The organism is Hymenobacter sp. BRD67, from assembly GCF_013256425.1.
Taxonomy (GTDB): domain Bacteria; phylum Bacteroidota; class Bacteroidia; order Cytophagales; family Hymenobacteraceae; genus Hymenobacter.
On the sequence record NZ_CP053904.1, the window covers coordinates 1,700,043 to 1,724,448 of the forward strand.

Genomic DNA, 24,406 nt, shown 5'->3' on the forward strand with positions numbered 1-24,406 from the left:
TTGAACAGAATCCAGCGGCGCGCTCAGCCTGGCAACAGCCAGCGACAGCGAGTTGAATATAGCCTAAATACTATTATCAATCCTTCACCCAGCCCCCACCCTTCCGTACCCGCGCCAGCAGCGCGGCGTGGTGCGGGGCGCGACTTAAAATCAGCTCATTACCCAGCAAAACCAGCTGCTGCCTAGCCCGCGTCACGGCCACGTTAAGCTTGCGGTCTACCTGGCCGGTTTCGTCGGGCGATACCATAGCTTCGAGCTGGTGCTCGTGGTGGCAGCAGAAGCTCACGATAATCACCTCCCGCTGCGAGCCCTGGTAGCGCTCCACGGTATCGACACTGACCTGGGCCAGCGCGGGCAGGCCGTGCTCCTGGGCCAGCTGGGCCAGCCGGGCGCGAATGCGCGCCGCCTGGTTGCGGTAGCTGGCAATAATACCCAGGGTAGCGTCGGGGTCGAACTGCGCGCCGTAGCCCTGGGCCACTTGCAGCGCCGCGCGGGCGGCCAGCTCGGCTTCCTGGCTCGATTCCTTCTGGGAGAAGTCGTCGGGCTGGCGGCGGGTGGGCACAAACACCAGTCGCTGCCGGCGCAGGGCTTCGCCGAAGGCATCGGCCGGGGCCAGTGGCGCGGGCCAGGCACTGGGGTTGAGGCTGGCGTGCTGCCAGGGCGCGGGGCTGCGCAGCTGCCCGCCGTAGAAATCGTCGTTGACGAGTGCGGCCAGCTCGGCGTGGGCGCGGTACTGGTTGGCCAGCGTGCCGTGGGCGTAGGGCCACTGCGCCTCGGCCCGGCGGAAAAGGCGCTCGAAGTACGAGTTACGCAGGTTAGTAAGACCCAATTGCTCGCGCAGCAATTCGGCTACGGCGGGCGCCACGGCGCTGGCTTCGGGCTCCTGGGTAACCACGGCCGGCAGCTGGCGATGGTCGCCGATGAGAATAAATTTCCGGGCCTTCGCCAATAAAGCCAGCATCGGCCCTTCGAGCACCTGGCTGGCCTCGTCCACCACGGCCACGTCAAAATTCTTCAGCTGAAACAGCTCGGGCCGGCCCAGCATACTGCTGATAGTACCCACGTAGAGCGGCGTGGTGGTGAGGCGCGCCCGCACCATCTGGCGGGTGGGCAGGTCGCGAATCATGTTATCGAGCAGATATGGCCGGTAGGCCGGCGCAGTGCCCAGCCGCGAGCCAATGCGAATAAACGGCAGGTTGGCGTCGATTAGCTGCTCGCAGATTTCATCCACGGCGCGGTTGGTATAGGCGGCCAGCAGCGTGTGCTGGTCGCCGGCCACCAGGCGAATGGCCAGCTCGCGCAGCACCGAGCGGGTTTTGCCGGTGCCGGGCGGACCACAGAGCACAAACCAGTCGGGCGCGGCCAGGGCGCGGGCCACTACTTCACTAGCTTCCGTGGCGGGGGTAAAGTGCGCGGCCTCCCAGCCCTGCGGCGGGCGCGGGGCCGTACGGGCCAGCAGGCGGCGGCGCTGCGCGGCGGGTAAGCTCAGGAAGCTCGTCAGCCCCGCCCACTCGCGCCGGAAGGTGTCGTACGTATCGGGCTCCAGCGCCCAGTGCGAGTGGCCGTGCAGGTAGCGCGGGGCCATGCGGCGGTTGCGTACAGCCAGCACCACGCGGCCATCGGCCCCGAGGTCTTCGGCCAGCGTGGTTTTGACAACCTGGGCATCGAGCACCGTTAAGCTGGCAGCTGGCAGCGGCTCGCCGTCAGCCTCACTCGCGCTCACCAAAGAGGTATCGGCGGCTTTCTTTCTGGGATACAGAATCAGCGTGTCGCCGGCCCGGAAGTTGACTTCACGCCCCCCACCGGGCGCTGGAAGATGAGATGCGGCCCAAGGCCATCGCGGGCATCGTCGGGGGCATTACTATGGTCTTCGAGCAGCTCCAGCTCATCAAGCAGGCTGAAATTCTGGTGCTTGCGGGCTTGCGGCAGCAGCCATAGGCCGGCCTGGCCGCCGGCATCGCCGGGCCGGCTTTCGTCGCCGAGCAGGGCCAGCCGCATTTCCCGGGCGGCAAAGCGGGTCAGCTCCAGGCAATAAGCGCGCTCCGTGCGGTCGGCGTCGGCCCACACGCGGGCGGTTTTTTCGGCCTTTTCGCGGTTAAAGGGCGGAATGGCGGCCAGATTGGGGCGCAGCACCGGCGCCAGCAGCGCCGCCACCTGGCCGGGGCCAGTGGCGCGGGCCAGCTGCAATTCAAGGCCCACCAGCTGGTTGCGGGCTGCCAGTAGCTGGTCGACAAACGCCAGATTCTGCACTACCGGGCGCACGGCGGGCTGGTCTTCGGCGGCGTTGGAATAGAGAATGCTGGTGCGGCCCCGGCCGGCAGTTTCGCCATCAGCCCCGAATACCGACTCCAGCAGCAGGCGGTAGAGCTGGGCCTGGGCGGCGTGGTTGGTCCAGGGCTCCGCCACGGGCACTTTCACCGAGCTTTTGAGCTCTACCAGGTCGTAGCCGGTGGGGCTTTCGTGCAGCAAATCGAGCCGGCCCTGCAGGCCATAGGTCGCCGACAGAAAGGTCGGTTCCAGAAAGCAGTCGGCCAGGCGCAGGGGCGGCTGCTGGTAGCCGGTGCGCGAAAGCGCCGCAAAGCCCTGCTGCCGCGCCTGCCGCAGCGTGCGGTGGTGGCGGCGCAGGTCGGTGAGCAGCTCGGGTACGCCATTACGCGTCTGAAACTCGGGCAAGGTGCTCAGCGTGAGCGGCTCGGCGCGAAAGAGCTTCTTGGTCAGAAAATGCTCGAGGTCGAAGTCGGGTTGGTTTTTAGTGGTTAGTTCTTGGTTGTTGGCAGTCTGGCTGTCAGCAGCTTCCTGCCCAACTGCTAACTGCCCACTACTCACTATTACCTGTTCACTGCTCACTGCTACCTGATTCGCCGCGTGGCTTACTTCCTCATCGAGCAGGCGGTTGACCAGGTTGCCGACTACCAGCGAGCGTGAAGGCTCGTCGGGCAAAAACGACTTCAGCAGCGCCAGCTCGCCGTGGGTGCCATCGCGCTGGGCACACTCGGCCAGGGTCGTGACGCTGATGAGGTAGTCGGGCTCCAGCACCACGCGGCGCGGGCGCACCCGGCCATCGGACAGCCGCACCGGGCCGATGAGGTTGAGGGCCGGGTGCAGGGCGGCGGCGGGCAGCAGCAGGTTCTCGTAGGCGTCCGGCAGCTCGAGCGCGAAGGGGCCCGCCGGGCAGCCATCGGCGGCCGCGCTCATCGCCACCGTAATCGTGCCGGTGGGCAGCTCCACGTGCACCACCTGCACCCGCCACACGGCGCGCGGGTCGGCCTCACTACCTGGGCTACTTATCCTGCTCAGCAGAGTGGGTAGCGAGGCAGTCGCCACAACGGGCGCTTCGGCCGGGGCCGGCGGCACGGGGCCGGTATAGGGCTCGCCGGTGAGCGCTTCGAGCAGCTCGGCCACGGCCGCGAAGCCGGCAGCTACTTCGGCGGCGGTGCCGGGGTAGCTCTCGTGCAGCACCAGGTTGGCGGCCAGGCGCAGGTCCTGCAGGCGGTCGCGCAGGCCGCTGGCCAGCTCCAGCGAGTAGCAGGCCCCGCCAATGGCCTGAAATAAGTTACCAAACGGCGCCTTGCGGCGCTTGTAGTCGGCCCGCAGCAAAGCTTCGAGCAGCTTGCGCAGGCGCGGAAGCTGCTCGGCGGGCGCGGCCAGGGGGTCGGCCAGGGCGGCCAGGCGGGCGTGGGGCGTATCAGACAAAGCAGCGGGGCATGGACTAACCTTAAAGGTAAGCGTAAGCCGCAAAAATAGCTATGGCTGCATCGAAGCAGGGAGAAGGCTTGTTAATATAGTAAATAATCTATGTTAACAAGCTCCTTCCCAGCCCCCTACTCCAGATAGTAATGCCGGAGGCGGTTAAAATTCTCGTCCAGCTCATACACCAGCGGTACGCCGGTCGGAATATCCAGCTTGGTTACTTCCTCATCTGATAAGTGGTCTATGTACTGCACCAGGGCCCGCAGGCTGTTGCCGTGGGCGGCGATAATCACCTTCTGGTTGCGCCGCAGGGCCCCCATTATTTTCTCGGTCCAGAAGGGCATGACCCGAGCCAGCGTCTCGCTCAGGTTCTCGGTGGTGGGCAGCTCGCGGTCGGTGAGGTGCTGGTAGCGCAGGTCGTGGCCCGGAAAGCGCGGGTCGTCGCGGGTTACGGCGGGCGGGTGCTCCAGGGGGTCGCGGCGCCATTTCTGCACCTGCTCGTCGCCGTATTTGGCGGCGGTCTCGGCCTTATTGAGACCTTGCAAAGCGCCGTAGAATCGCTCATTCAGCCGCCACGACTTCTGCACCGGAATCCAGAGCTCGTCCATGTTTTCGAGCGTGATATCCAGCGTTTTAATAGCCCGCTTGAGCACCGACGTAAAGCCGATATCGAAGGTGTAGCCGTTCTTTTGCAAAATCTGGCCAGCGTGGGCGGCCTGCTGCCGGCCCAGCTCCGAGAGGTCCACATCGGTCCAGCCGGTGAATCGGTTTTCCTGGTTCCACACGCTTTCGCCGTGGCGCAGCAGCACGAGCTTTTCCATAAGACAGGGAGGCTTTAATTCAGAATAGTAACGTTAAAAAAGAACGTCATGCTGAGCTTGCTGAAGCATCTCTACCGCGTCGTAAGAAGTAGTACTCTATACGGCGCGAGCGAGATGCTTTGGCAAGCTCAGCATGACGGCTTTTATTAAACCTTTATTTAAGGCTTTGGCAGGCTTACTTCACCATGAAGTCAGCCTCCGTTTTGCCCCACATCAGCGCCACCTTGCCGTTTTTGTCGGCCGTAATGGTAAACTGCTCGACGGGCGAGGCCAGCGTCTTGGGCTTCACTTTTACGCGCAGCGCATCTTCCTTAGCGTCGTATTTAAACGCGCCCCACTGCTTGGCCGTTTTGTTGAAGATGATGGTCCACTCGGCTTTGCCGGGGATGGTAAACAGCGCGTAGCTGCCGGCCGCCAGCGGCTGGCCGTCGATTTTTACGGCCTTGCTCACGGTGAAGGTGGTGGCCTCGTTGGCGCCGGTGCGCCACACCTCGCCCGTGGGCGCCAGGGGGCTTTTCTCCCCGAATGCCTCGCGGCTCTTCAGCGAGGGCGGCTGTAGTCAATGGTGACTTCGGTGCTGCCCACGGTAGTTTTTACCTGAGCCGGCGGGCTCGGGCGCTTCGATTTGTCTTCGGGCATCTGGCCCTGGGCCAGCGCCGTGGTAGTTTGGAAAAGCAGGGCGGCGCCCGCTAGGGCGGCCAGGGGAAGAAAACGCATGGTGAGGGAAGGTTTTTAGGTGTGCGTGAGTAAGTAGTAAGTCTGGCAATAAGTTTAGCCCGGCGCACCACAGCCGGCCAGGGCCACCCGGCAGCCCGCAATTTTTCCGAATTGCTAGGGCAATTTGTAAATAAACTCAGCTATTTCTGCTTGTCGGGCATTCGCAAAACCTTTGTCGGTACCGATTCTTACAAAGCCGCACTTTTCCAATACTCGTTGCGACCCTACATTGTCGAAGGCAACCCGCCCAAAAACTGGCCTGGCTGCTTCCGTAAGTAGAAATAGGTTGAGCGCGGCTGTCGCAATTCCCTGGCCCCAGAAGCGGCGGTCTAGCCAGTACGTCATTTCAGCAGCGCCTTCCTGCTCAAATTTTGCCATACTGCCAGCGATGGCTTCGTCCACCAGGATAGTCTGCATATTTATGGTTGGGTCAAGTAGAAAGCGGGCAAATTTTTGGACGTACGCCTCCTTGTTGGTATGGTCCTTTGGGGTAAACGCCGCCAAATAATTGGCTTCTTCGTCAAGCTGAAATAGAAAGAAAAATTCCAGGTCGGCTATGTTGGTTTGCCTGAGCTTTACTTGACTAACCTGCATTACGCTGCGTGATATAGTAGTACTAAAACGGCTTATTACATATGTCCTCTGGACCGGGTTTCGCCCATGCGCCAGTACACGAGCAGCGAAATAAGCGCGCAGCCCGTCACATACCAGTAGAAGTATTCTGCTACGCCGTGCTCCTTGGCCAGCAGGGCCAGGTACTCGGCGGTGCCGCCAAAAATAGCCGCCGTGAGCGCAAACGGCAGTCCCACGCCCAGCGCCCGGATGTGGGTCGGAAACAGCTCGGCCTTGACGATGGCCGAGATGCTGGTGTAGCCGCTCACCACAAACAAAGCGGCAATGAGCAGCCCAAACGCCCCCCAGGGGCTGGTAGTGTGGGCCAGCGTGCGCAGCAGTGGCACCGTACCCAGCGTGGCCCCGATGCCGAAAAACAGCAGCACCGGCCGCCGCCCTACCGCATCGGAAATAGCGCCCAGCAGCGGCTGAAACAGCAGCGCCACGGCCATCGCGCCAAAGGAAATAAGGGTGGCCTGCTCCTTGGTAAAGCCGCTGGTGTTCACCAGAAACTTCTGGGCGTAGGTGGTGAAAGTGTAGAACGCCAGCGTGCCGCCCAGCGTCAGGCCTACCACGGTCAGGGTTTCGCGGGGGTAGGCCTGGAGCTGCTGCAGAGCCGAAAGCCGGGCGGGGCGGCCACTGGCTTGCCCGGCGGCTTGCTCCTGCTCGAAGGCGGCGGTTTCGCTCATGTGCGTGCGCAGCAGCAAGGCGCCAAGCGCCGCGCCGGCCCCGATAACAAACGGAATGCGCCAGCCCCAGGCTGTCATCTCGGCCGAGGTGATAAACTGCTGCAAGGTCAGCTGCACGATGAGCGCCAGCAGCTGCCCGCCCATGAGGGTAAGGTACTGAAAGCTCGACCAGAAGCCCCGGTGCCGCGCGCCGGCCATCTCGGAGAGATACGTAGCCGAGGTGCCGTACTCCCCGCCCACGCTGATGCCCTGCATGAGCCGCGCCAGCAGCAGCAGGGCCGGCGCTCCCAGCCCGATAGTAGCGTAGCCGGGCGCGCAGGCAATGAGCAGCGAGCCGCCCGCCATCAGCTTGACCGACAACAGCAGCGCCGCCCGGCGCCCGTGCTTATCGGCGTAGCTCCCTAAAAAGGCCGCCCCAATTGGCCGCATCAGAAAGCCTACCGCAAAAATGGCCGCCGTATTCAGCAGCTGCGCCGTAGGGCTGGCCTGGGGGAAGAAGACAGGTGCGAAATAGAGCGCAAAGGCCGAGTAGGCGTACCAGTCGTACCACTCGACGAGGTTGCCGATGGAGCCGGAGACGATGGAGCGAAGCGGAGAGGCAGACATAGCAGGCATGCGCCAAAAGTAGCTGCGGGGTCGCTTCCTACCCCCTTATACCGGCACCAGCGGGCATTAGGCTGCGCTAAACACCCGCTGGTGCCGGTATAAGGGGTAAGCTCATTTTCTTTTCCTGCTTTTATAAAGCAAATTTTTTTCGTACTCTGCTTAACGTCGAACCCTTGCAAACAGGCAATTTGCCATTGGCTATCTTTCGTTATCACCTTTAATATCAACTAATTAACAAACCTACTGAAATAGCTGCCAGCCCTGACACCTAAAAAAGCTCAATATCCATTCTTTGCAATAAACCGGCTTGCAATGTGTAAATATGCTTTACTAGCGCGAATTCTGGGTCAGTGTACGGGTTCTGTTCTTGCGTACGCCTCACCCCGGCCCCCTCTCCGAAAAGAAGATGGGGAGCCAGGCTGGCAAAATGTGTACACTGACCCAGAATCCGTGCTAATCCATCGAATAATAAAGCACCTTGCAAATCCTTCACTACTTGGTGAACGCTGATTTCTAAAGTTCCATTCTGTCTTTCTTTAAATTCAACAGGCTCAACCTTAGGGTTTATCTCTGCCCACTGCCTTTGCCAGTATTCTCTTATTTCGGCATGGCCGCTGACATAGCCTCCTTCAAATGCTTTTGGCCATTGAATGGCCGGATGCATTGCAGAAAGTGCCGTATCGATAGCTCTTGCGTTGAAAGCAGCATACGCTTTTTTGATTAGGACTTGGCTTTGCTTTTCCATCATATTCTTTATCTTACGGTACTTACTCGTCTACTAGCCAACCTGAACGCCTGAATAAGTTTAAGTAAAAGAAGCTCTGAATTCCACCGGCGACTGGTTCGTTTTGGTCTTAAACAGCTTGCTGAAAGAGGGCAAATGCTCAAATCCCAGCTCATAGGCAATTTCGCTGACCGTCAGGGTAGTCGTCGATAGCTTTTCTTTGGCTTTGGCTATTAGCTGGGCATGAATATGCTGTTGGGTATTTTGCCCGGTGGTCAGGCGCAGGATATTACTTAAATACTTCGGGGAAAGGTTCAGGCACTCGGCCACGTACTGCACGGTGGGCAAGCCGCGCTCGGCCAGATTGGGGCTGGCGAAATACTGGTGCAGCAGGGTTTCCAGCCGTTCGAGTACCTGGTGGTTGGCTTTTTCGCGGGTGATGAACTGGCGATGATAAAACCGGTCGGCATAATTCAGCAGGCCTTCCACCTGCGAGATAATTATCTGCTTGCTGAACCGGTCAATAGTACCGCTGCATTCCTGCTCGATGGCCAGAATAATATTCGTAATGGTCGCTTCCTCCCTGGCCGACAGAAACAAGCCTTCGCTGAGCGAATAATCCCAGAAATCGTACTGCTTGATGGTCCTGGCCAGCGACGTATTCCACAGAAAATCGGGGTGGATGTACACCACCCACCCCGATTTCTCTACCGCTTCGGCTTTGTTTGCCACCGCCATACTAAATACCTGGCTGGGGGCCATAAACGACAGGATACCTTCGTTGAAGTCGAACGGCTGCTGCCCGTATTTCATGCTGACGTTCCGCATTCTTTTGACGGAAATCGCGTAAAAATCCAGCAGCATCGGAGTAGGCTCCGCCTCAGCCCGGTGCGGCACGGCGCCCACGTCCACCACGCTCAGCAGCGGATGCTGGGGCTTGGGCAGCTGCGCAAACTCGTGGAATTCGCTGAGCGTTTTAAAATGCCTCATGCCGACGCGTCGTCTTTGGTTATTTCCAGGATGAGCTTGCCCCGCACGTGCCAGGTCTGGCTTTCGCGGTGGGCGTCGGCCACCTGCGCCAGCGGAAACACCTGGCTGACAAAAACCTTCACCTGGCCGGCGTCGATTAGCCGGGTAATTTCGGCTAGCCAGTCGTGCCGGGGCTGGTTGGGCGCCATTTCGCCCGTTGCCTGCTTCTGGGCCAGGGCGGCCAGCACGGCCTCATCAAACGGCGAATCGACGTTGACGCTCACGAAGATGCCACCGGGCTTGAGCACGGTCACCGATTTCAGGCGCTCCACGTTGTCGCGCTGGGGCGAGGCTTCCAGCACCACGTCCACGTCGCGCACCACTTCCTCAAATGCCTGGCTGCGGTAATCCAGCGCCTCATCAGCGCCCAGCTCCTTGAGATACGCCAGGTTTCCGGCCGAGGCGAGGCCGATGACATACGCCCCTTTGGCCTTGGCAAACTGCACCGCGAAGCTCCCTACCCCACCCGAAGCGCCCTGAATGAGCACGCGCTGGCCGGGCTGGAGCTTGCCGTGGGCAAACAGGCCCGTCCAGGCCGTGAGGCCGGCCAGCGGCACGCCCGCCGCCTCGTTGAAGCTGAGGCCCTGCGGCTTGCGGGCAAACTGGCTGGCTTTGGCCGCGCAATATTCGGCGTAGCTGCCGTTGCCGGGGAAATTGGGAATGCCATACACCGCATCGCCGGGCTGCCAGTCGGTTACCTCGCTGCCTACTTCGGCTACCGTGCCGGCCGCATCCCAGCCCAGGGTTAGCGGCAAGGTCAAAAAAGACCTCATCCTGATATTTGCGCCTTCCCGAATTGCCCAATCGACAGGGTTTACGCCGCTGGCATATACCTTAACCAGGATTTCGTCCGGCGCCGGCACGGGGCGCACTACGTCTTCAAGTTGCAGGACCTCCGGCCCCCAAATGCGTGGATTCTTACTGCTTTCATCGGAAATTATTTTCTGGTGGTTGACGAGGCAAAGGTCACAACTCCTTGAAAAGCAGGTTTACGCAAAATGCCCTTTGTGTTAGCCAAAATGCCGCGGCCCGGCCCCGGCCGCTAGCTCGCCGCCCGCCAGCAACCCCAGGCTGCCCGTAGCGGCTAGGGCCCCCAGGTGGCAGAGGAAGCGGGGGAGGCGGGCGCGAAGAGGGGCGGTTGGCATAGCGCCGAAGGTAGCGGCGGGAGGCGGAGTTAAAAATCAAAAAACGTCCATCATGCTGAGCTTGCCGAAGCATCTCTACCGCCTCGTTGAGCGGTGCGAACGAAGTGGCAGAGATGCTTCGGCAAGCTCAGCATGACAATAATTATTCCCATTATAATAATCCACAAAAAATAGCAACACAATTAAACTTTTTACTAAGCAACCATAAATTTATCTCAATCTTATTATTTAGTTATTCTTGGTTAGAAGCTTATCAAATGATTCCCAATTGCATTCAAAAAATTCCTTGCTGATTTCGAAAACAACAAAATGTTCTCTGAAATCTTTAAGCAACAAATTGTTATCAGTCCAGTAGCCGATATTATCTCCGCAAGGCATTTTCAATATTACTTGCCCTTCTTTATTTAAGCCAATTTCACGTTCTGGAATTCCAGTTTCATCATCGCATTCAACAAGCCAATAAACGACATCATCTATTTCATCGTTAAAGTCTGGATTTGCCATTGGCAGGATAATCGTTATAATAGACAACAAGGCTTTCTTTAGCCATTTTTTAATTAATCCATCCTTTGTTTCTTGGCTATTACTTCTTGGTGCGTCAAACTGTATGTATGTCATATTTATAAAATTGTCATTATATTTTACTTTCTAGAACTCGTCATACGAACAGCTTTGCTTACCTCACTACCGCTAGCCTATCAGCCGCAAGTAATACGCTACCCAAACCCCGCCCATCCCGCCCCATCGTAAATTTGCGCTTGCTTAACGGTTAACTCCCGTTCGCCTGCTGTATGAAACAAGAACTAGACCTGGCCCTCGCCCCCGAGGTAGCCTACGACGAGCTGGCCTGCTACGCGGCCATTCTGGCCGCCGCCGGCCTGCGCCCCGGCGAAGCCGACTTCGTGCACATCCGCAAGCGCTCGCTCGATGCGCGGGGCCGCCGGCCGCTCATCCGCCTGCGGGCCGACGTGTACGACCGCGCCACGCCCGCCCCGCCCGCGAGCTCCTGGGGCCGTGGTTTGAATACCCCGACGTGCGCCAGGCGCGGCGACGGGTGCTCATTGTGGGGGCCGGGCCGGCGGGGCTGTTTGCGGCGCTGCGCTGCATCGAGCTGGGTATCCGGCCCATTGTGCTGGAGCGCGGCAAAGACGTGCGCACCCGCCGCCGCGACCTGGCCGCGCTGAACAAGGAGCACCTCGTGAACCCCGACTCGAACTACTGCTTTGGCGAGGGCGGTGCGGGCACCTACTCCGATGGCAAGCTCTACACCCGCGCCACCAAGCGCGGCGACGTGGGTCGCATCCTGCGGCGGCTGGTGCAGCACGGCGCCACCCCCGATATATTGGTCGATGCCCACCCCCACATCGGCACCAACAAGCTGCCCGCCGTGGTGCAGAGCCTGCGCGACGCCATTATCGAGGCGGGCGGCGAGGTGCGGTTTGAGACGCGGCTGGAGGATTTTATATTGGAAAACAACCATTTGCGCGGCGTGGTCACCCACACCGGCGAGGCGCTGGAGGCCGAGGCAACCATTCTGGCCACCGGGCATTCGGCCCGCGATATATACGAAATTCTGCATAAGCGCGGCATCGCCATCGAGGCCAAGCCCTTCGCCCTGGGCGTGCGCGTCGAGCACCCGCAAAGCCTGATTGACGCAGCTCAGTACGGGCGGCCCGAGCGAGGGCTGCTGCCCGCCGCCAGCTACGCGCTGGTGGAGCAAACGAAGGTGCGCGACGCCCAGCGCGGCGTGTTCTCGTTCTGTATGTGTCCCGGCGGCTTCATCGTGCCGGCGGCCACGGCGCCCGGCGAGGTGGTGGTGAACGGCATGAGCCCCAGCCGCCGCGACTCGCGCTTTGCCAACTCCGGCATCGTGGCGGCCGTGGAGCTGGCCGACATGGACGTGGCCCGCCACGGCGTGCTGGCCGGCCTGTGCCTGCAGCAGGAAATCGAGCAGCGCGCCTGCCGGCTGGCTGGCGGCACCCAGCTGGCTCCGGCCCAGCGCCTGGGCGACTTTCTGCACCAGAAGCTTTCCCCGAGCCTGCTGGAAACCAGCTACCAGCCCGGCCTGGTGAGCGTAGAGCTGGATGCGGTGCTCGGCCCTGCCCTCAGCGAGCGGCTGCGGCAGGGTTTCCGCGCCTTCGGCCGCAAAATTCCGGGCTTTGCCACCAACGCGGCCCAGATTGTGGGCGTGGAAAGCCGCACCTCGTCGCCGGTGCGCATCCCGCGCGACAACGACAGCCTGGCGCACCCGGTGGTGGCCGGCCTCTACCCCTGCGGCGAAGGCGCGGGCTACGCGGGCGGCATCGTGAGCGCCGCCATGGACGGCGAGCGCGTGGCCGAGGCAGTGGCCGTATCCGCGGGGCGGTAAAATTCGTTTGTTCAACAAGCTCAGCATGACGTTCTTTTAAAATATATTTCCATGAAAACCCTCGTTTTAGGCGCCACCGACAACCCCGACCGCTACGCCTATAAGGCCGTACATTCCCTCCAGCGTCACGGTCACGAAGTAGTGCCGGTGGGCATCCGCAAAGGCCAGGTGGCCGGCCTGGCCATTCATACCGACCGGCCGCAGGCGCCGGGCATCGACACGGTAACGCTCTATGTCGGCCCCCAGAACCAGCCGGCCTGGTACGACTACATCCTGAGTCTCAAGCCCCGGCGCATCATCTTCAACCCCGGCACCGAAAACCCCGAGCTGGAGCAAAAGGCCCAGGCTGCCGGCATCCAGACTGAGGAAGCCTGCACGCTGGTGATGCTGAGCGTGGGGCAGTACGAGCAGTAAGCGGCCTGATTCGCTACGGGTGGTACCTTGGCAGCTCTCGCTTCGATACCGCTCATTTTATGCTGCTCCCCGCCCCAGCAACCGGCCACCTGGCTTCCCCGCCGGCACCGGCGCACTATCTCGACCAGATACTGGCATTTCTGGCCGCTATTGGCTTGCCCGTGCGCGAAGCACCGCTCGAAAAGCCGGGTTTCCTGCCGGGCCTGCTGATTGAAAAAGGCGAGCTGTGGCTCGACCGCACCCGGCTGCTTTACCCCGGCGATGTGCTGCACGAGGCCGGCCACATTGCCGTGACCCGCGCCGCCGAGCGCCCGCTGCTGCAAGCCAACGTTACGGAAAACCACCCCGAGAAAGACGGCGAAGAGCTGGCCGTGCTGCTCTGGACCTACGCCGCCTGCCTGAAGCTGGATATTCCGCCCGCAGTGGTATTTCATCCGGCCGGCTACAAGGGCCAGAGTGAGTGGCTGCTACAACTATTTGCCGCCGGCCAGTACATGGGCCTGCCGCTGCTGGTGTGGATGGAAATGACCACCACGGAAGGCTTTCCGGTGATGGCGCGCTGGCTGCGCGGGTAGTGTATTATGCTGGTTTTCAGCAAACAATTTCTGTATATGACTCCCCGTCAACCTCTCATCGTTTTAGTATCGCTACTGGCGTGTCCGAGATTGCCAGCTTTTATATATAGTTAATATTTTATATATAATTTATATAAATATATTTTAAATATTACACACAACCGACAGGTCTGATACTTATTAAAGCGCTGCGGCTTCGGGCAACCTCACCCGGCATAGCGCAAATTTCAGGTCCACTAAGCGCTTGGCTGGGGCGGGCTGCCGGCTTTTGGCCGGCTGTCCGCTCCGCTCGTCGAAAGAACGAGTGGCGTGAACAAAGAGCCAACAGCCGGCAGCCTGCCCGGTACTCGGATTTGGAAACGGCTTTAATACTCAACTAGCTTAGCCACTACTCCAATTTGGGTCCGGGCCTGCCTTTCCAATCAGAATTTTATCAGTAATAGCCTCTGCCCCGCAGAACAACTCAGTTAGCAAGCCGAAAATTGGCCACCAGGGTAAACTTGCTACCTTTAGCCGCCCCACGGCCGATGAAGCTAGGCCTTGGCCCCTGCGTGGGCAAACGCTGTTTTTAACCCTGAATTAAATGAAACATCAGTACCTGTTCGGCCTACTCAGTATCTCCCTGCTGGCATTTCGGCCGGCCACGCCCTCCGCTATTGGCGGCCCGGCAGAGCCGTTAAAAGCGCAGGCTTTGCAGGAGCTGCAGGCGCACTACCCCGACTACCGCCAGCTGGCCCTGCGCATCTGGGGCTTTGCCGAGGTGGGCTACAAGGAAACCCAGAGCTCGGCGCTGCTGCAAAAAACGCTGCGCGACCACGGCTTTACGGTGCAGGCCGGCGTGGCGGGCATTCCGACGGCCTTCGTGGCAACCTACGGCAGCGGGCAGCCGGTCATCGGCGTGCTGGCCGAGTTTGATGCCCTGCCGGGCCTGGCCCAGCAGGCGGTGCCCGCCAAAACGCCCATTGCCGGCCAGGATGCGGGCCACGGCTGCGGCCACAACCTATTTGGCACGGCCAGCGTGGCCACTGGTCTCGAAGTGCAGCGACTGCTAAAGGAAGGCAAGCTGCACGGCACCGTGAAAGTGTACGGCTGCCCGGCCGAGGAAGGCGGCAGCGGCAAGGTATATATGGTGCGCGAAGGCCTGTTCAACGGCGTAGACGCGGTTATTCACTGGCACCCGAGCAACGAAAACGCGGCCATGACCGGCCAGTACATTGCCAATAAGTCGGTTAAGTTCCGGTTTCACGGCATTGCCGCGCACGCGGCTGCCGCGCCCGAGCGCGGGCGCAGCGCCCTCGACGCGGTGGAGGCGATGGACAACATGGTGAACATGATGCGCGAGCACGTGCCCCAGGAAACGCGCATTCACTACGTTATCACCAACGGCGGCAAGGCGCCCAACGTAGTGCCCGACTTTGCCGAGGTCTACTACTACGTGCGCCATCCCAACCGCGCCATCGTGCAGAGCGTGTTCGACCGCGTGGTGAAAGCCGCTGAGGGAGCCGCCCTGGGCACCGGCACAACCGTAGACTATGAGGTTATCGGCGGCACGCACGAGCTGTTGGTGAACGAAACCCTGGCCCACGACCTACAAGCCAACCTGGAGCAGGTGGGCGGCGTGAGCTATACGCCGGAGGAAGTGGCCTTTGGCCAGCAGATTCAGGCATCGCTGGGCGTGCCCGCGCCGCCGGTTACCCAGGCAGCAGAAATCGGGGCGTACAAGCCCCGCGATGCGGGCGGCAGCAGCGACGTGGGCGACGTAAGCTACGTGGTGCCCACCGTAGGCCTGACGGCTGCTACCTGGATACCCGGCACGCCCGCCCACAGCTGGCAGGCCGTGGCGTGCAGCGGCCAGGAAATCGGCACCAAGGGCATGATGGTCGCGGCCAAAACCATGACCCTCACGGCCATTGACCTTTTCACCAATCCCGACCTGCTGACCAAAGCCAAAGCCGAGTTGCAGCAGCAAGTGGGCAGCTACGTGTACAAGCCCCTGCTCGGCGACCGCAAGCCGGCGCTGAACTACCGCGATTAGCTTGCCTGCACGGCTTTTTTTCTTACCTCTTTTCTTTTGTCCTATGAAAAAGAAGTACTCCTGGCGGGTGACCTTGCTGGGGCTCGCCCTGCTCTCGACCCTGGGCCTGCGGGCCCAGCAGCATCCGTTTGAACTGGCCGACCTGGCTAAGCTGACCGGCCTCTCCGACCCGCAGTTTTCGCCCGATGGCAAAAGCATTGCGGTGGTTACCTCCACGCCCGACTACACTGAGGACCGCTACCTGACGAGCCTGGTGCTGGTGTCGGTACCCAAGGGTGAGCAGCGCGTGCTGCTTGCCGGAAAAAGCGGGCTAACCCAGCCCCGTTGGTCGCCCGACGGGCAGGAGCTGGCTTACCTGGCCAAGGCCGGCACGGGCAAGGAAGCCGGCCCGCAGCTGTTTGTACAGCCGCTGGCCGGGGGTGAGCCCCGCCAGCTAACGCACACCAAAAAAGCGATTCAGCACTATGCCTGGCGGCCCGACGGCGGGGCGCTGGCCTTCGTAACCGCCGACGAGCCCACCAACGCGGCCGGCCCGGTTGATAAAGGCTACGATGCGTTCGAGGTTGGCAACAACGACTTGTTTCTGAGTGCGGCGCCCACGGCTTCGCACATCTGGCTGCTGCCGGCCGCGGGCGGCGAGCCCAAGCGGCTGACTTCGGGCGCGTGGAGCCTGCCGGTGACCATTCCGCCGGGGGCTCCGTCGTCGCCGCTCTCCTGGAGCCCCGACGGGAAGTACCTCACCTTTGTACAGGTGCCCACGCCCCACTCGGGCAACGGTAACCAGCGGACCGTGCAGGTGCTCAACGTGGCCGATGGCACGGTGCATCCGCTCACTACGCGCAAGCTGCTGGAGGGTTACCCCTCGTTTTCGCCCGATGGCTCCCAGATTGCCTATTGGTATCCGCGCCAAGGCAATACCATGAACATTAACGAGATATGGGTATCGCCCACGGCCGGCGGCGAAGGCAGAAACCTGACCCCAACGCTGGACCGTGACATATTCCGTACAATCTGGATGCCCGATGGCAAGTCGTTGCTGCTGGGTGGCCTCGACGGCAATCGCACCTCGCTGTGGCTGCAGCCCCTGAAGGGTGGCGCCGCCCGCAAGCTCAACCTGGGTCCGGTGAGCCCGAACTGGTCATTCTGGGTAGATGCGGCCGTCAGCCGCTCGGGTAGCATTGCCTTTATCGGCACCGACCCTGGCCAGCCGGCCGAGCTGTTTTACCTGGCCTCCCCCACGGCCGCGCCCAGGCGGCTGACTGACTTCAACCACGCCGTGAAAGAGCTGCAGCTGGGCAAGGCCCAAACCCTCACCTGGCAGTCGGACGGCGTGACGAATGACGGCGAGCTGACTTACCCGGCCAACTACGTGGCCGGCAAAGCTTACCCGCTGGTACTCGTCATTCATGGCGGCCCCACGGCGGCATCAACGGCCACGTTCTCGTCGCTCTCGCAGCTATTTGCGGGCCGGGGCTATTTCGTGTTTGAGCCCAATTACCGGGGCAGCGACAATCTGGGCAATGCCTACAAGGCCGCGATTTACAAGGATGCCGGCGCCGGGCCGGGCCGCGACGTAATGGCCGGCCTGGCCCAGCTCAAGCGCAACGGCCTGGTCGATACCACCCGCATCGGCGTCAGTGGCTGGTCATACGGCGGCTACATGACCGTCTGGCTGCTGGGCCACTACCCCGCCACCTGGAAAGCCGCCGTGGCCGGGGCGGCCGTTACCGACTGGTTCGACCAGTACAACCTGGGCGACTCCAACGTGCAGCGGTCGGCCGCACTTGGCGAGTCGCCCTGGCTGAGTGAGCTCAATGCCCAGAACTACCGCGACCAGTCGCCCATCTCTATGGCCGGTCACATTCGCACGCCCACCCTCATTCTGGCCAATACAGCCGACCCCCGGGTGCCGATAACGCAGTCTTACAAGCTCTTTCACGCGCTGCAAGACAATGGCGTTACCACGAAGTTCATCGCCTGGCCGGTGGCGGCGCACAACGCCAGCGACCCGGTGCGCCAGCGCGAGCGAAACCGCTTCTGGCTGGACTGGATGGATACCTACCTCCAGCCCGGCGGCCACGCCGAGGCGGCCCACCCCGGCTCAAATTAGCAACTATATTCAACCCTTATGAAAACACTGACTGACTTACTCCTGCTCGGCGACCCGCGCCTCTACGAAGTGAGTGAGCCGGTAACCGAGGCCGACCTGCCCCTAGTAGCCGGCTGGGTGGCCGACCTGCACCACGTCATGCAGCAAGTGCGCGCCCGCTACGGCTTCGGGCGGGGCATTGCCGCCCCGCAGCTCGGCATTATGAAGCGCCTGGTGTATCTACACCTCGACGGTCAGCCCTACGTGCTGCTCAACCCTGAGCTGCACGAGCAGAGCGCGGCTATGTTCGAGCTCTGGGACGACTGCATGTGCTTTCCCAACCTGCTGGTGCGGGTGCGGCGGCACGAAGCTCTGACGGTTACCTACCGCGACGCGCAGTGGCAGCCGCAGCGCTGGGCCGTGCAAGGCGCCGTGGCCGAGCTGATTCAGCATGAGTATGACCACCTCGATGGCGTGCTGTGCACCATGCGGGCTATTGATAGTCAGTCGTTTCGGTGGCGCGCTTAATAAGCCAAGCATAGCCGTTTACCCGCAAGCGTTTTTATTACCTTAAAGCGCTGCTGTTGATAAACTACTGCTTCCCTCTACTCAAAAATGCCTGACGACCATAGACTGTTTCCCGCGCATGATGAGCTGGCTGCGGAAGCAAGTATATCCCTTTTCAAAGCTCCTATTCCGTAGTCAAGCGCCATGCCTGCTATTCGCTGTGTCAGCTGTTTCCTTTTGCTTAGCGCGTTACTAGTCGCTTGTGAAAGCAAGCCGGCAGCTGACAGCCAGTCGGTCAACTTGCCCCTCAGCACTTCCCAAGCTACGGACAGCACCAGCCCTGCCTCGCAGTTGCCGCAGGCTGCACCCACACCCGCCGTGGCAACCCCGGACACAGCTGCCACGACTTCCCTACAAACTATCCAGTTTGATGATACGACCCAGGTAGCGCCCGGCTTAGTCGTGCGTTACAAAACTGTGCCGCGCGCCGATACCGTGGTGGTACGCGACCCCGGCGATATTCCCATTGCCTTCACGATTGAGCACCAACACAAAGTTATCTACCGTGATAAAACGGACGGGTATTCTTATAACGACGCCGATAGAGAGCCTGCCGTTCGCAAACTCTATCCGCTGTGGGTGCCAACGGGCCGGGATTCCGGCGAATTGCTCATTGATATCATCAGCCCACCTAATACAGAGCTATCGCGACGCTTTTTCATTCGCAATGCCAGCGTTGTCAAGCTTGACACTATCCCTCTTTTTCACGAGCCTGCCAAAAACCTGGACCGCGATAAGTGGCTGGAGCTAGCCGGCTACAGCACTTTTGGCGAAGAATGGAGCGACGAGCAGGGCCGGCAGTGGCAAACCTATAATCCCAAGCTATATTACGAAATACGCCCGACTGGCTTAATGCTGGACTCGGCTTTAACCAAGCAACAGGCTATTAGTCAATATGGTGTGTTTCGCGGCTTCACTGCTTCCGACGAGCCTGTTATACGCATAAAAAAACCTGAGCAAGGAGCATCCCCCATTTAACGGCTTTCTTGCAAAAACTCACTACCCCAGGCAACCCCTGCCCCCTTATCCGCATCTAGCCCCCAACTACCACCCGCATCTGCCCAACCATTACCGTAACCCGTGACCGAGCCCGACCTGATTGCCGCCTGCCTGAGGGGCGAGCTCCGCGCGCAGCGCCAGCTCTACAACCAGTTTGCGGGCTGATGCTGACGGTGTGCCGGCGCTACCTGAAAAGACCGGAAGACGCCGAGGAGGCGCTGCTGCTGGGGTTTGCCAAGGTTTTTCGGGCCTTGCCCACCTTTCGGCAGCAGGGCTCTTTCGAGGGCTGGATACGACGCATTATGGTAAATGAGGCCCTGATGGAGCTGCGTCGTCGCGAGCCGCTGCACCTCTCGCTGGAAGATTTTGCCCAGCCCGAAAACCTGGCCAGCACACCCGCCACCGCCGATATGCAGCTGCAAGCCGAAGAGCTGCTGGCCCTGCTGCAAGAGCTACCCACCGGCTACCGTACCGTGTTCAACCTCTACGCCCTGGAAGGCTACTCGCACCCCGAAATCGCGGAGCTGCTGGGTATTTCGGAGGGCACCAGTAAGTCGCAGCTCAGCAAGGCGCGGGCCATGCTCCAGCGCAAGCTGGAACTGCTCATGGTAAGCGGCTAATGGCTCAAAATCTCATTAATTATTTTTTTGCAATTACAATATATGCTTAATTTACAATATGCCTACCAATGACCTTGATGACTTGTTTCGTCGGCAGCTGAGCCAGCACGCCACGCCCCCGGTGCTGACTTGCAGCAGCGCCTGGCGGCGCTGGCCGAGGCCGAGCGCCTGGACACCCGGTTTCGGTCGGGGCTGGAAGGCCATGCTTCTCAGCCCCGCCGCGAGCTATGGGAACGTCTGGAAGATGAGCACCTTCGCCCGCAGCCACGCCGCAGGCGCCCGATAATGGCCTGGTGGTACTATGCGGCTGCCGTGGTAGTACTACTGCTGGCCGGCGGGGCCGGGCTATGGGGCGGCTACTTCCGCCTGCCGGGCCACGAACTGGCTGCGAGGCGGGCGGGCGGGCAGCAACCCCTTGAACTAGCGCAGAAACAATTATCTAATCAACAGACGATTAGCGATATATTTTCGGCCAAGGCTGAAAAAAAACAGGCTATTTCCTCGGGGCAGGCAACGGCTTCTTCTCTTTCCTCATCTAGCCACCCGATAGCCACTACTACCCGGCTGCGCCGCGCTGCCACGGCCCACCGGGTAGCCAGTAGCCATCATCTTCAAACTCGGCGGCCGGACGCGGCCACCGGCGCGCTAGCTACGGCCAGGGGACGGACCACCCCGGCTAGTCAGCTCTCGCCTACTCCGCACGAGCCAGCTGCCACGGCAGTAGCACCGGCCGCGCAGGCTACCAACCCACCTCTTGTAGTGGCCGCAGTGGCCGGGCCTGTTACCCCGGCCGCTACGCCTGAAATCATTGAAGTAGAGGTGCGGCGCGGTCCGGAGCCCGCCGGCACCTCGGCGCCGGTCGTAGTGGCTGCCCACTCGGCTCCGGCCCGGCCCCGGCTGCGCCTGGGTGGCCTGCTGCGCCAGGCCAACCACCTGGTGCACGGCGAGGCCGTGAGCCTGGCTGAGGCTACCGGGCTCCCCGAAAGCCTGACTGTGCAGGCCCGCCTCGGCGGCCGGGTACTGTCCCGAACTATTCAACTGTAAAACGGAGCTGCACTCCGTTTTCTCCTTCAAAGCGAACGGATTAGCCTTCTCCTTTTACATTTCTTAACACCGCTTATCCATGAAACTTCTTCTTTCAACTGCAATGGGAGCCCTGGTGCTGGCCGCTGCCCGCCCCGCACAGGCACTGGTGCCAACCCCTGCTCCAACCGATACAATTGTAGTAAAGCTGCCCAACAAGGCCGTCATGACGCTGGTAGTGCACGATGCCCAGCAATTGCGCCAGCTGCCCCTGTACCACCTCGACTCGCTGGTGGCACGCCTGAGCGGCTACATCAAGCGGGCCGATGCCGCCGCCAAGATTGCCGAAACGGACCGCCTGACGACCGTTTTTCACCCTGACCGGGACCAGCCGGGCCAGCAGCTGCCAGAGGAAATCCGCATCACGACCCGCAAGCCGGGACCGGGCAGCTACGGCCCCAGCAATAAGATAGAAGTATTACTGGAAAAGAAGCTTGGGGTAGTTATCAATACGGATGGCAACACCAACAGCCAGCCCCGCGCCGCCGGGCGCGCCGACCGGCTGGCCCAGCGCGATTCGCTGCGCCAAGCGCGCTGGGAGCACAAATCATCGTCTACTGACCTGGTTTTTGACCTGGGCCTGAATGCGCTGGTGAACCAGCCTGGCGGGGCCGGCCGGCCCGAGCTGCGCACGCTGGGCTCGCGCTACGTCAACGTTGGCTTCGACCATCAGCAGCGCCTGGGAGGGCGGCGTAGTCCGCTCTATCTTATTCTCGGGCCCGAGTTTGCGTTTAACAACTACATGCTGGAAGGCAATAACAAGTGGGTGAACCAAAACGGGCAGACCAGCGTGGCACTCGAAACCAGCGGCCGCCAGTTCCAGAAAACCAAGCTCGCAACGTCCACCTTTACCGTGCCGCTCATGCTCCAGCTGAGTCTGCACGACCGGCACGGCAACACGGCGCTGCGCCTCGGGGCGGGGGGCTTCGTGGGCTACCGGCTCGGCAGCTGGACCAAGCTCAAGTATTTTGAGGAGGGCACCACCTATAAGGATAAGGACTACGGCTCGTACAACCTTACCGACTGGCAGTATGGCCTACAAGGGGTGCTGGGCTACCGCTCGCTTACGTTCTTTGCCAAGTACAACCTCAATAACCTGTTTCGTGATGGCCAGGGCCCGCAGGCTCAGACCCTGAGCTTCGGCGTGCGGATTTTTGGTAATTAATAGCTTCCGGCAGATAAGTAGCGCGCCGGGGTATTTCGCTTCTCAATGGGCGGCGAAATACCCCGGCGCGCTACACGTTTCGAAAGAAATTATCCAGCAGTATGGCGGCCGAAACGGCCACATTCAGGCTTTCGGCCCGGCCGCCGGGGCCGTGCGGAATGTGCAGCCGCCGCGTCAGCCGGGCCGCTACCTCCGGGCTAAGTCCGTGCGACTCGCTGCCCATTACCAGCACGCCGGCCGGCCGCAGCTCGAGCCTATGCACGTTATCACCTTTCAGGTCAGCCCCGTATACTGGCACTTCGCTGGGTAAGGCCGCCAGCCAGCCAGCCAGGTCGCGGCCGGGCCACACGGGCACCCGGCTGAATGCCCCCATGCTGGCTGCCACGGCTTTGGGGTTAAATGGGTCGGCGCAGTTTTCTGATAACACCAGGCCGGGCAGGCCATACCAGTCGGCCAGGCGCCAGAGGGTACCGAGGTTGCCGGGGTCGGCTACGTTGTCGAGGGCCAGCACCAGGCTATTGACCGGCAGCGCGGCGGGCAGCGGTATTTCGGGCGGGCGGCGCACTACGGCCAGCGCGGCGGCGTTGGTTTGCAGCGTACCGAGCTGCGTGAGCTCATCTTCGCTGGCCAGCTGCACCGGCAGACCAGGGTAGGCGCGCAGGTGCTCGGCGAAGGCCGCAGTGGCGAGCAGGTGCTCGATTATGAGGCCCGAACCGAGCAACTCTAGCACGCTTTTCGCACCTTCGACCAGAAAGGCGGCGTGGCGCTGCCGATATTTGCGCTGGTGTAGCGACCGTACGTATTTGGCGAGGGCTTTTGAAACCATTAGAACAACAAAGTAACGACCGGCCGCGCTTCGGCCCGCACGCGGTAGCGGCCTGGCTACTGCCGGGCCTGACGGCCCTACTGGTAGCAGTGGGGTGCTCGCCCCTGCGCCTGCTGCAACCCAGGCAGCGCCTGCTCACTCGGGTAGCCGTTGAGAGTGAGGGCCTGAGCCCGGCCCAGCAGGAGCGGATGCTTACCCTGGTGCAGCAAAAGCCGAACCGCAACCTGCCGCTGCCGAAGCTGGCGATTTATCAGCTCGGTCATTCCTTTTATGATTCGACGCGCATTGAGCGTAAGGTGAAGGGTATTCGGGAAAAATATGCCGCCCGGCTGGCTACCGCCCAGGGCGACTCGGCCCGAACCGGCAAGCTGCTGGCGCGCCGCGACCGCCGCCTGGCCCGCAAGCGCACTGCCTTGGAAAAGGGTAATTCCATCATGCGCCTGGGCGAGCCGCCCGTTATCTACGACCCCACGCTGAGCCGCCGCACGGTAGACCAGCTGGCTACTTACCTGCGCTCGCAGGGCTATTTTCGGGCTACGGTCGGCTTCACCGATTCGGCCCGCTCAAAGCGAACGCTTATTTCCAGCGCCTTACGAGCCATTGGTCTGCGCAAGCCACAGCGGGCGGCCCCGCTGCGCGACTCGATGGGCGGCCGCCTGCACCGGCTGGTTACGGTAACCTACCTGGTAGCCGAGGGACAACGGTTTACGCTCAGTAAGCTTACCCAGAGCATTGCCGACTCGGGGGTGGCGCGAGTGGTAGCCGGGGCGCGGGGCGCTACCCTGCTGCACGTCGGCGGGGCCTACAACGAAGACCTCATCGGCCAGGAGCGGCAGCGCCTGGAAACGCTGGTTAAAAACGCGGGCTACTACGACTTCCGGGCCCAGTATATCACCCTGGAAGCTGATACCAGCTTTGAGAAAAACCAGGTGCGGCTGCGCCTGGTCATTGCCAGTCCGCCCGGCGGGCACCGCGCCTATCACCTGCGCCACGTTACGGTACTTACCGATGTAAACCAGGCCCGCGGCCTGCGGGCAGTGGCCGGCGACACCACCCGCCGGCCGCGGAGCCGGCCGCTACGCCGGACAGCTGCGCCGGCCGATACCCTCAACATATCGGGCCGGGTGGCGGGCTCACCCACCGGGCGCATTTCAACGGCCAATATGCCGGCGGGCGTTACGCCCGCCGCGGTGGCCGACTCGCTAAGCGCACGCCGGCTGCGCCGGGCTGGGCGGGTGGTAGTGCCGCGCGATACGGTACGCCAGGATTCACTGCTTTTTTCGAGCCGGGGCAAGCTGGCAATTAGTCCGGGTATTCTGGCCCGGCAGATTACCATGCGGCCTGGCCAGCTATATAGCCAGACCCGCACGCAGCGCACGCAGCGCCAGCTTTCCAACCTCGACATGTTCCGGTTTAATACCGTGAGCTACCGCAAGGTGGCCGACGCAGCCAGCGACGCCACGCCGGCCGCCGACAGCAGCCAGGCGCTGACGCCAAACTCACCGCCTCCCCTGCCCAGCGGCAACCGGCCGCCCAGCTACCTCGATGCCGTCATTATAACGTCGCCGAGCCCGCGCTTTTCAGAAACGACCGAGTTTGGCGGCACCTACGTGGCCAACCGCGTGGGCCCCT

The 24,406-nt window shown here is 61.5% G+C and carries 24 protein-coding genes; 11 read left to right on the forward strand and 13 right to left on the reverse strand.

The features are described 5' to 3' along the window. Window positions 1-76: 76 nt before the first annotated feature. The 12 genes from GKZ67_RS07865 to GKZ67_RS07910 all read right to left on the reverse strand — a co-directional run bounded on the left by GKZ67_RS07865 (window position 77) and on the right by GKZ67_RS07910 (window position 10,651). Complete coding sequence (locus GKZ67_RS07865) at window positions 77-1,723, reverse strand: DEAD/DEAH box helicase (protein ID WP_254245224.1); 1,647 nt, start codon at window positions 1,721-1,723, stop codon at window positions 77-79. Window positions 1,724-1,761: 38 nt separating this feature from the next. Next, complete coding sequence (locus tag GKZ67_RS07870; RefSeq protein WP_173241826.1) at window positions 1,762-3,693, reverse strand: PD-(D/E)XK nuclease family protein; 1,932 nt, start codon at window positions 3,691-3,693, stop codon at window positions 1,762-1,764. A gap of 128 nt (window positions 3,694-3,821) precedes the next feature. Continuing rightward, the gene (gene gpmA, locus GKZ67_RS07875) at window positions 3,822-4,511 is read right to left on the reverse strand and encodes a 2,3-diphosphoglycerate-dependent phosphoglycerate mutase (protein ID WP_173241827.1); all 690 of its coding nucleotides are present in this window, start codon (window positions 4,509-4,511) and stop codon (window positions 3,822-3,824) included. A 175-nt stretch (window positions 4,512-4,686) separates the two neighbouring features. After that, window positions 4,687-5,055 carry a DUF2911 domain-containing protein gene (locus tag GKZ67_RS07880; RefSeq protein WP_410505062.1) on the reverse strand — a complete coding sequence of 123 codons (369 nt, stop codon included), beginning with the start codon at window positions 5,053-5,055 and terminating at the stop codon, window positions 4,687-4,689. Further along, window positions 5,052-5,228 carry a hypothetical protein gene (locus GKZ67_RS23255; RefSeq protein WP_254245136.1) on the reverse strand — a complete coding sequence of 59 codons (177 nt, stop codon included), beginning with the start codon at window positions 5,226-5,228 and terminating at the stop codon, window positions 5,052-5,054. The genes GKZ67_RS07880 and GKZ67_RS23255 overlap by 4 nt, the downstream gene beginning before the upstream one ends. A 114-nt stretch (window positions 5,229-5,342) precedes the next feature. After that, on the reverse strand, window positions 5,343-5,822 hold the full coding sequence (locus tag GKZ67_RS07885; RefSeq protein WP_173241828.1) for a GNAT family N-acetyltransferase: 480 nt from the start codon (window positions 5,820-5,822) through the stop codon (window positions 5,343-5,345). A gap of 35 nt (window positions 5,823-5,857) precedes the next feature. Further along, window positions 5,858-7,135: an MFS transporter gene (locus tag GKZ67_RS07890; protein ID WP_254245137.1), complete on the reverse strand. Its 1,278-nt coding sequence runs from the start codon at window positions 7,133-7,135 to the stop codon at window positions 5,858-5,860. A gap of 268 nt (window positions 7,136-7,403) precedes the next feature. Beyond that, window positions 7,404-7,883 carry a nuclear transport factor 2 family protein gene (locus tag GKZ67_RS22510; protein WP_217278710.1) on the reverse strand — a complete coding sequence of 160 codons (480 nt, stop codon included), beginning with the start codon at window positions 7,881-7,883 and terminating at the stop codon, window positions 7,404-7,406. A 57-nt stretch (window positions 7,884-7,940) separates the two neighbouring features. After that, a complete protein-coding gene (locus tag GKZ67_RS07900; RefSeq protein ID WP_173241830.1) occupies window positions 7,941-8,849 on the reverse strand; it encodes a helix-turn-helix domain-containing protein in 909 nt (302 codons plus the stop codon). After that, window positions 8,846-9,760, reverse strand: a complete 915-nt coding sequence (locus GKZ67_RS07905) for an NADP-dependent oxidoreductase (RefSeq protein WP_254245138.1) — start codon at window positions 9,758-9,760, stop codon at window positions 8,846-8,848. The genes GKZ67_RS07900 and GKZ67_RS07905 overlap by 4 nt, the downstream gene beginning before the upstream one ends. Window positions 9,761-9,898: 138 nt before the next feature. Next, a complete protein-coding gene (locus tag GKZ67_RS24115; protein ID WP_262889642.1) occupies window positions 9,899-10,033 on the reverse strand; it encodes a hypothetical protein in 135 nt (44 codons plus the stop codon). Window positions 10,034-10,261: 228 nt separating this feature from the next. Then, the gene (locus GKZ67_RS07910; protein WP_173241831.1) at window positions 10,262-10,651 is read right to left on the reverse strand and encodes a hypothetical protein; all 390 of its coding nucleotides are present in this window, start codon (window positions 10,649-10,651) and stop codon (window positions 10,262-10,264) included. A 173-nt stretch (window positions 10,652-10,824) separates the two neighbouring features. Between GKZ67_RS07910 and GKZ67_RS24515 the strand changes: the two genes are divergently transcribed. From GKZ67_RS24515 to GKZ67_RS07960, 11 genes are all read left to right on the forward strand, one after another. Then, window positions 10,825-11,217 (forward strand): hypothetical protein, encoded by a 393-nt coding sequence (locus tag GKZ67_RS24515; RefSeq protein ID WP_317172272.1) that lies wholly within the window; start codon window positions 10,825-10,827, stop codon window positions 11,215-11,217. Further along, complete coding sequence (locus GKZ67_RS07915; RefSeq protein ID WP_317172299.1) at window positions 11,130-12,401, forward strand: NAD(P)/FAD-dependent oxidoreductase; 1,272 nt, start codon at window positions 11,130-11,132, stop codon at window positions 12,399-12,401. Before GKZ67_RS24515 ends, GKZ67_RS07915 begins: the two co-directional genes overlap by 88 nt. Before the next feature lie 51 nt (window positions 12,402-12,452). Continuing rightward, window positions 12,453-12,815, forward strand: a complete 363-nt coding sequence (locus GKZ67_RS07920) for a CoA-binding protein (RefSeq protein WP_173241832.1) — start codon at window positions 12,453-12,455, stop codon at window positions 12,813-12,815. 59 nt (window positions 12,816-12,874) lie between these two features. Continuing rightward, a complete protein-coding gene (locus tag GKZ67_RS07925) occupies window positions 12,875-13,390 on the forward strand; it encodes a hypothetical protein (protein ID WP_173241833.1) in 516 nt (171 codons plus the stop codon). 583 nt (window positions 13,391-13,973) lie between these two features. Continuing rightward, window positions 13,974-15,425 carry an amidohydrolase gene (locus tag GKZ67_RS07930; protein ID WP_173241834.1) on the forward strand — a complete coding sequence of 484 codons (1,452 nt, stop codon included), beginning with the start codon at window positions 13,974-13,976 and terminating at the stop codon, window positions 15,423-15,425. A 43-nt stretch (window positions 15,426-15,468) separates the two neighbouring features. Then, on the forward strand, window positions 15,469-17,535 hold the full coding sequence (locus GKZ67_RS07935) for an alpha/beta hydrolase family protein (RefSeq protein ID WP_173241835.1): 2,067 nt from the start codon (window positions 15,469-15,471) through the stop codon (window positions 17,533-17,535). 18 nt (window positions 17,536-17,553) lie between these two features. Continuing rightward, on the forward strand, window positions 17,554-18,042 hold the full coding sequence (locus tag GKZ67_RS07940) for a peptide deformylase (protein ID WP_173241836.1): 489 nt from the start codon (window positions 17,554-17,556) through the stop codon (window positions 18,040-18,042). Window positions 18,043-18,399: 357 nt separating this feature from the next. Beyond that, a complete protein-coding gene (locus tag GKZ67_RS07945; protein ID WP_173241837.1) occupies window positions 18,400-19,059 on the forward strand; it encodes a hypothetical protein in 660 nt (219 codons plus the stop codon). A 185-nt stretch (window positions 19,060-19,244) separates the two neighbouring features. Then, window positions 19,245-19,700, forward strand: coding sequence for an RNA polymerase sigma factor (locus GKZ67_RS07950; protein WP_173241838.1), 456 nt, complete (start codon window positions 19,245-19,247; stop codon window positions 19,698-19,700). Between the two features lie 129 nt (window positions 19,701-19,829). Beyond that, complete coding sequence (locus tag GKZ67_RS07955; protein ID WP_173241839.1) at window positions 19,830-20,744, forward strand: hypothetical protein; 915 nt, start codon at window positions 19,830-19,832, stop codon at window positions 20,742-20,744. Window positions 20,745-20,823: 79 nt separating this feature from the next. Continuing rightward, window positions 20,824-21,948: a porin family protein gene (locus tag GKZ67_RS07960; protein ID WP_173241840.1), complete on the forward strand. Its 1,125-nt coding sequence runs from the start codon at window positions 20,824-20,826 to the stop codon at window positions 21,946-21,948. Window positions 21,949-22,018: 70 nt separating this feature from the next. On the opposite strand, the gene GKZ67_RS07965 is transcribed toward GKZ67_RS07960, so the two are convergent. Further along, on the reverse strand, window positions 22,019-22,774 hold the full coding sequence (locus GKZ67_RS07965; RefSeq protein ID WP_173241841.1) for a TrmH family RNA methyltransferase: 756 nt from the start codon (window positions 22,772-22,774) through the stop codon (window positions 22,019-22,021). Between the last annotated feature and the right edge of the window lie 1,632 nt (window positions 22,775-24,406).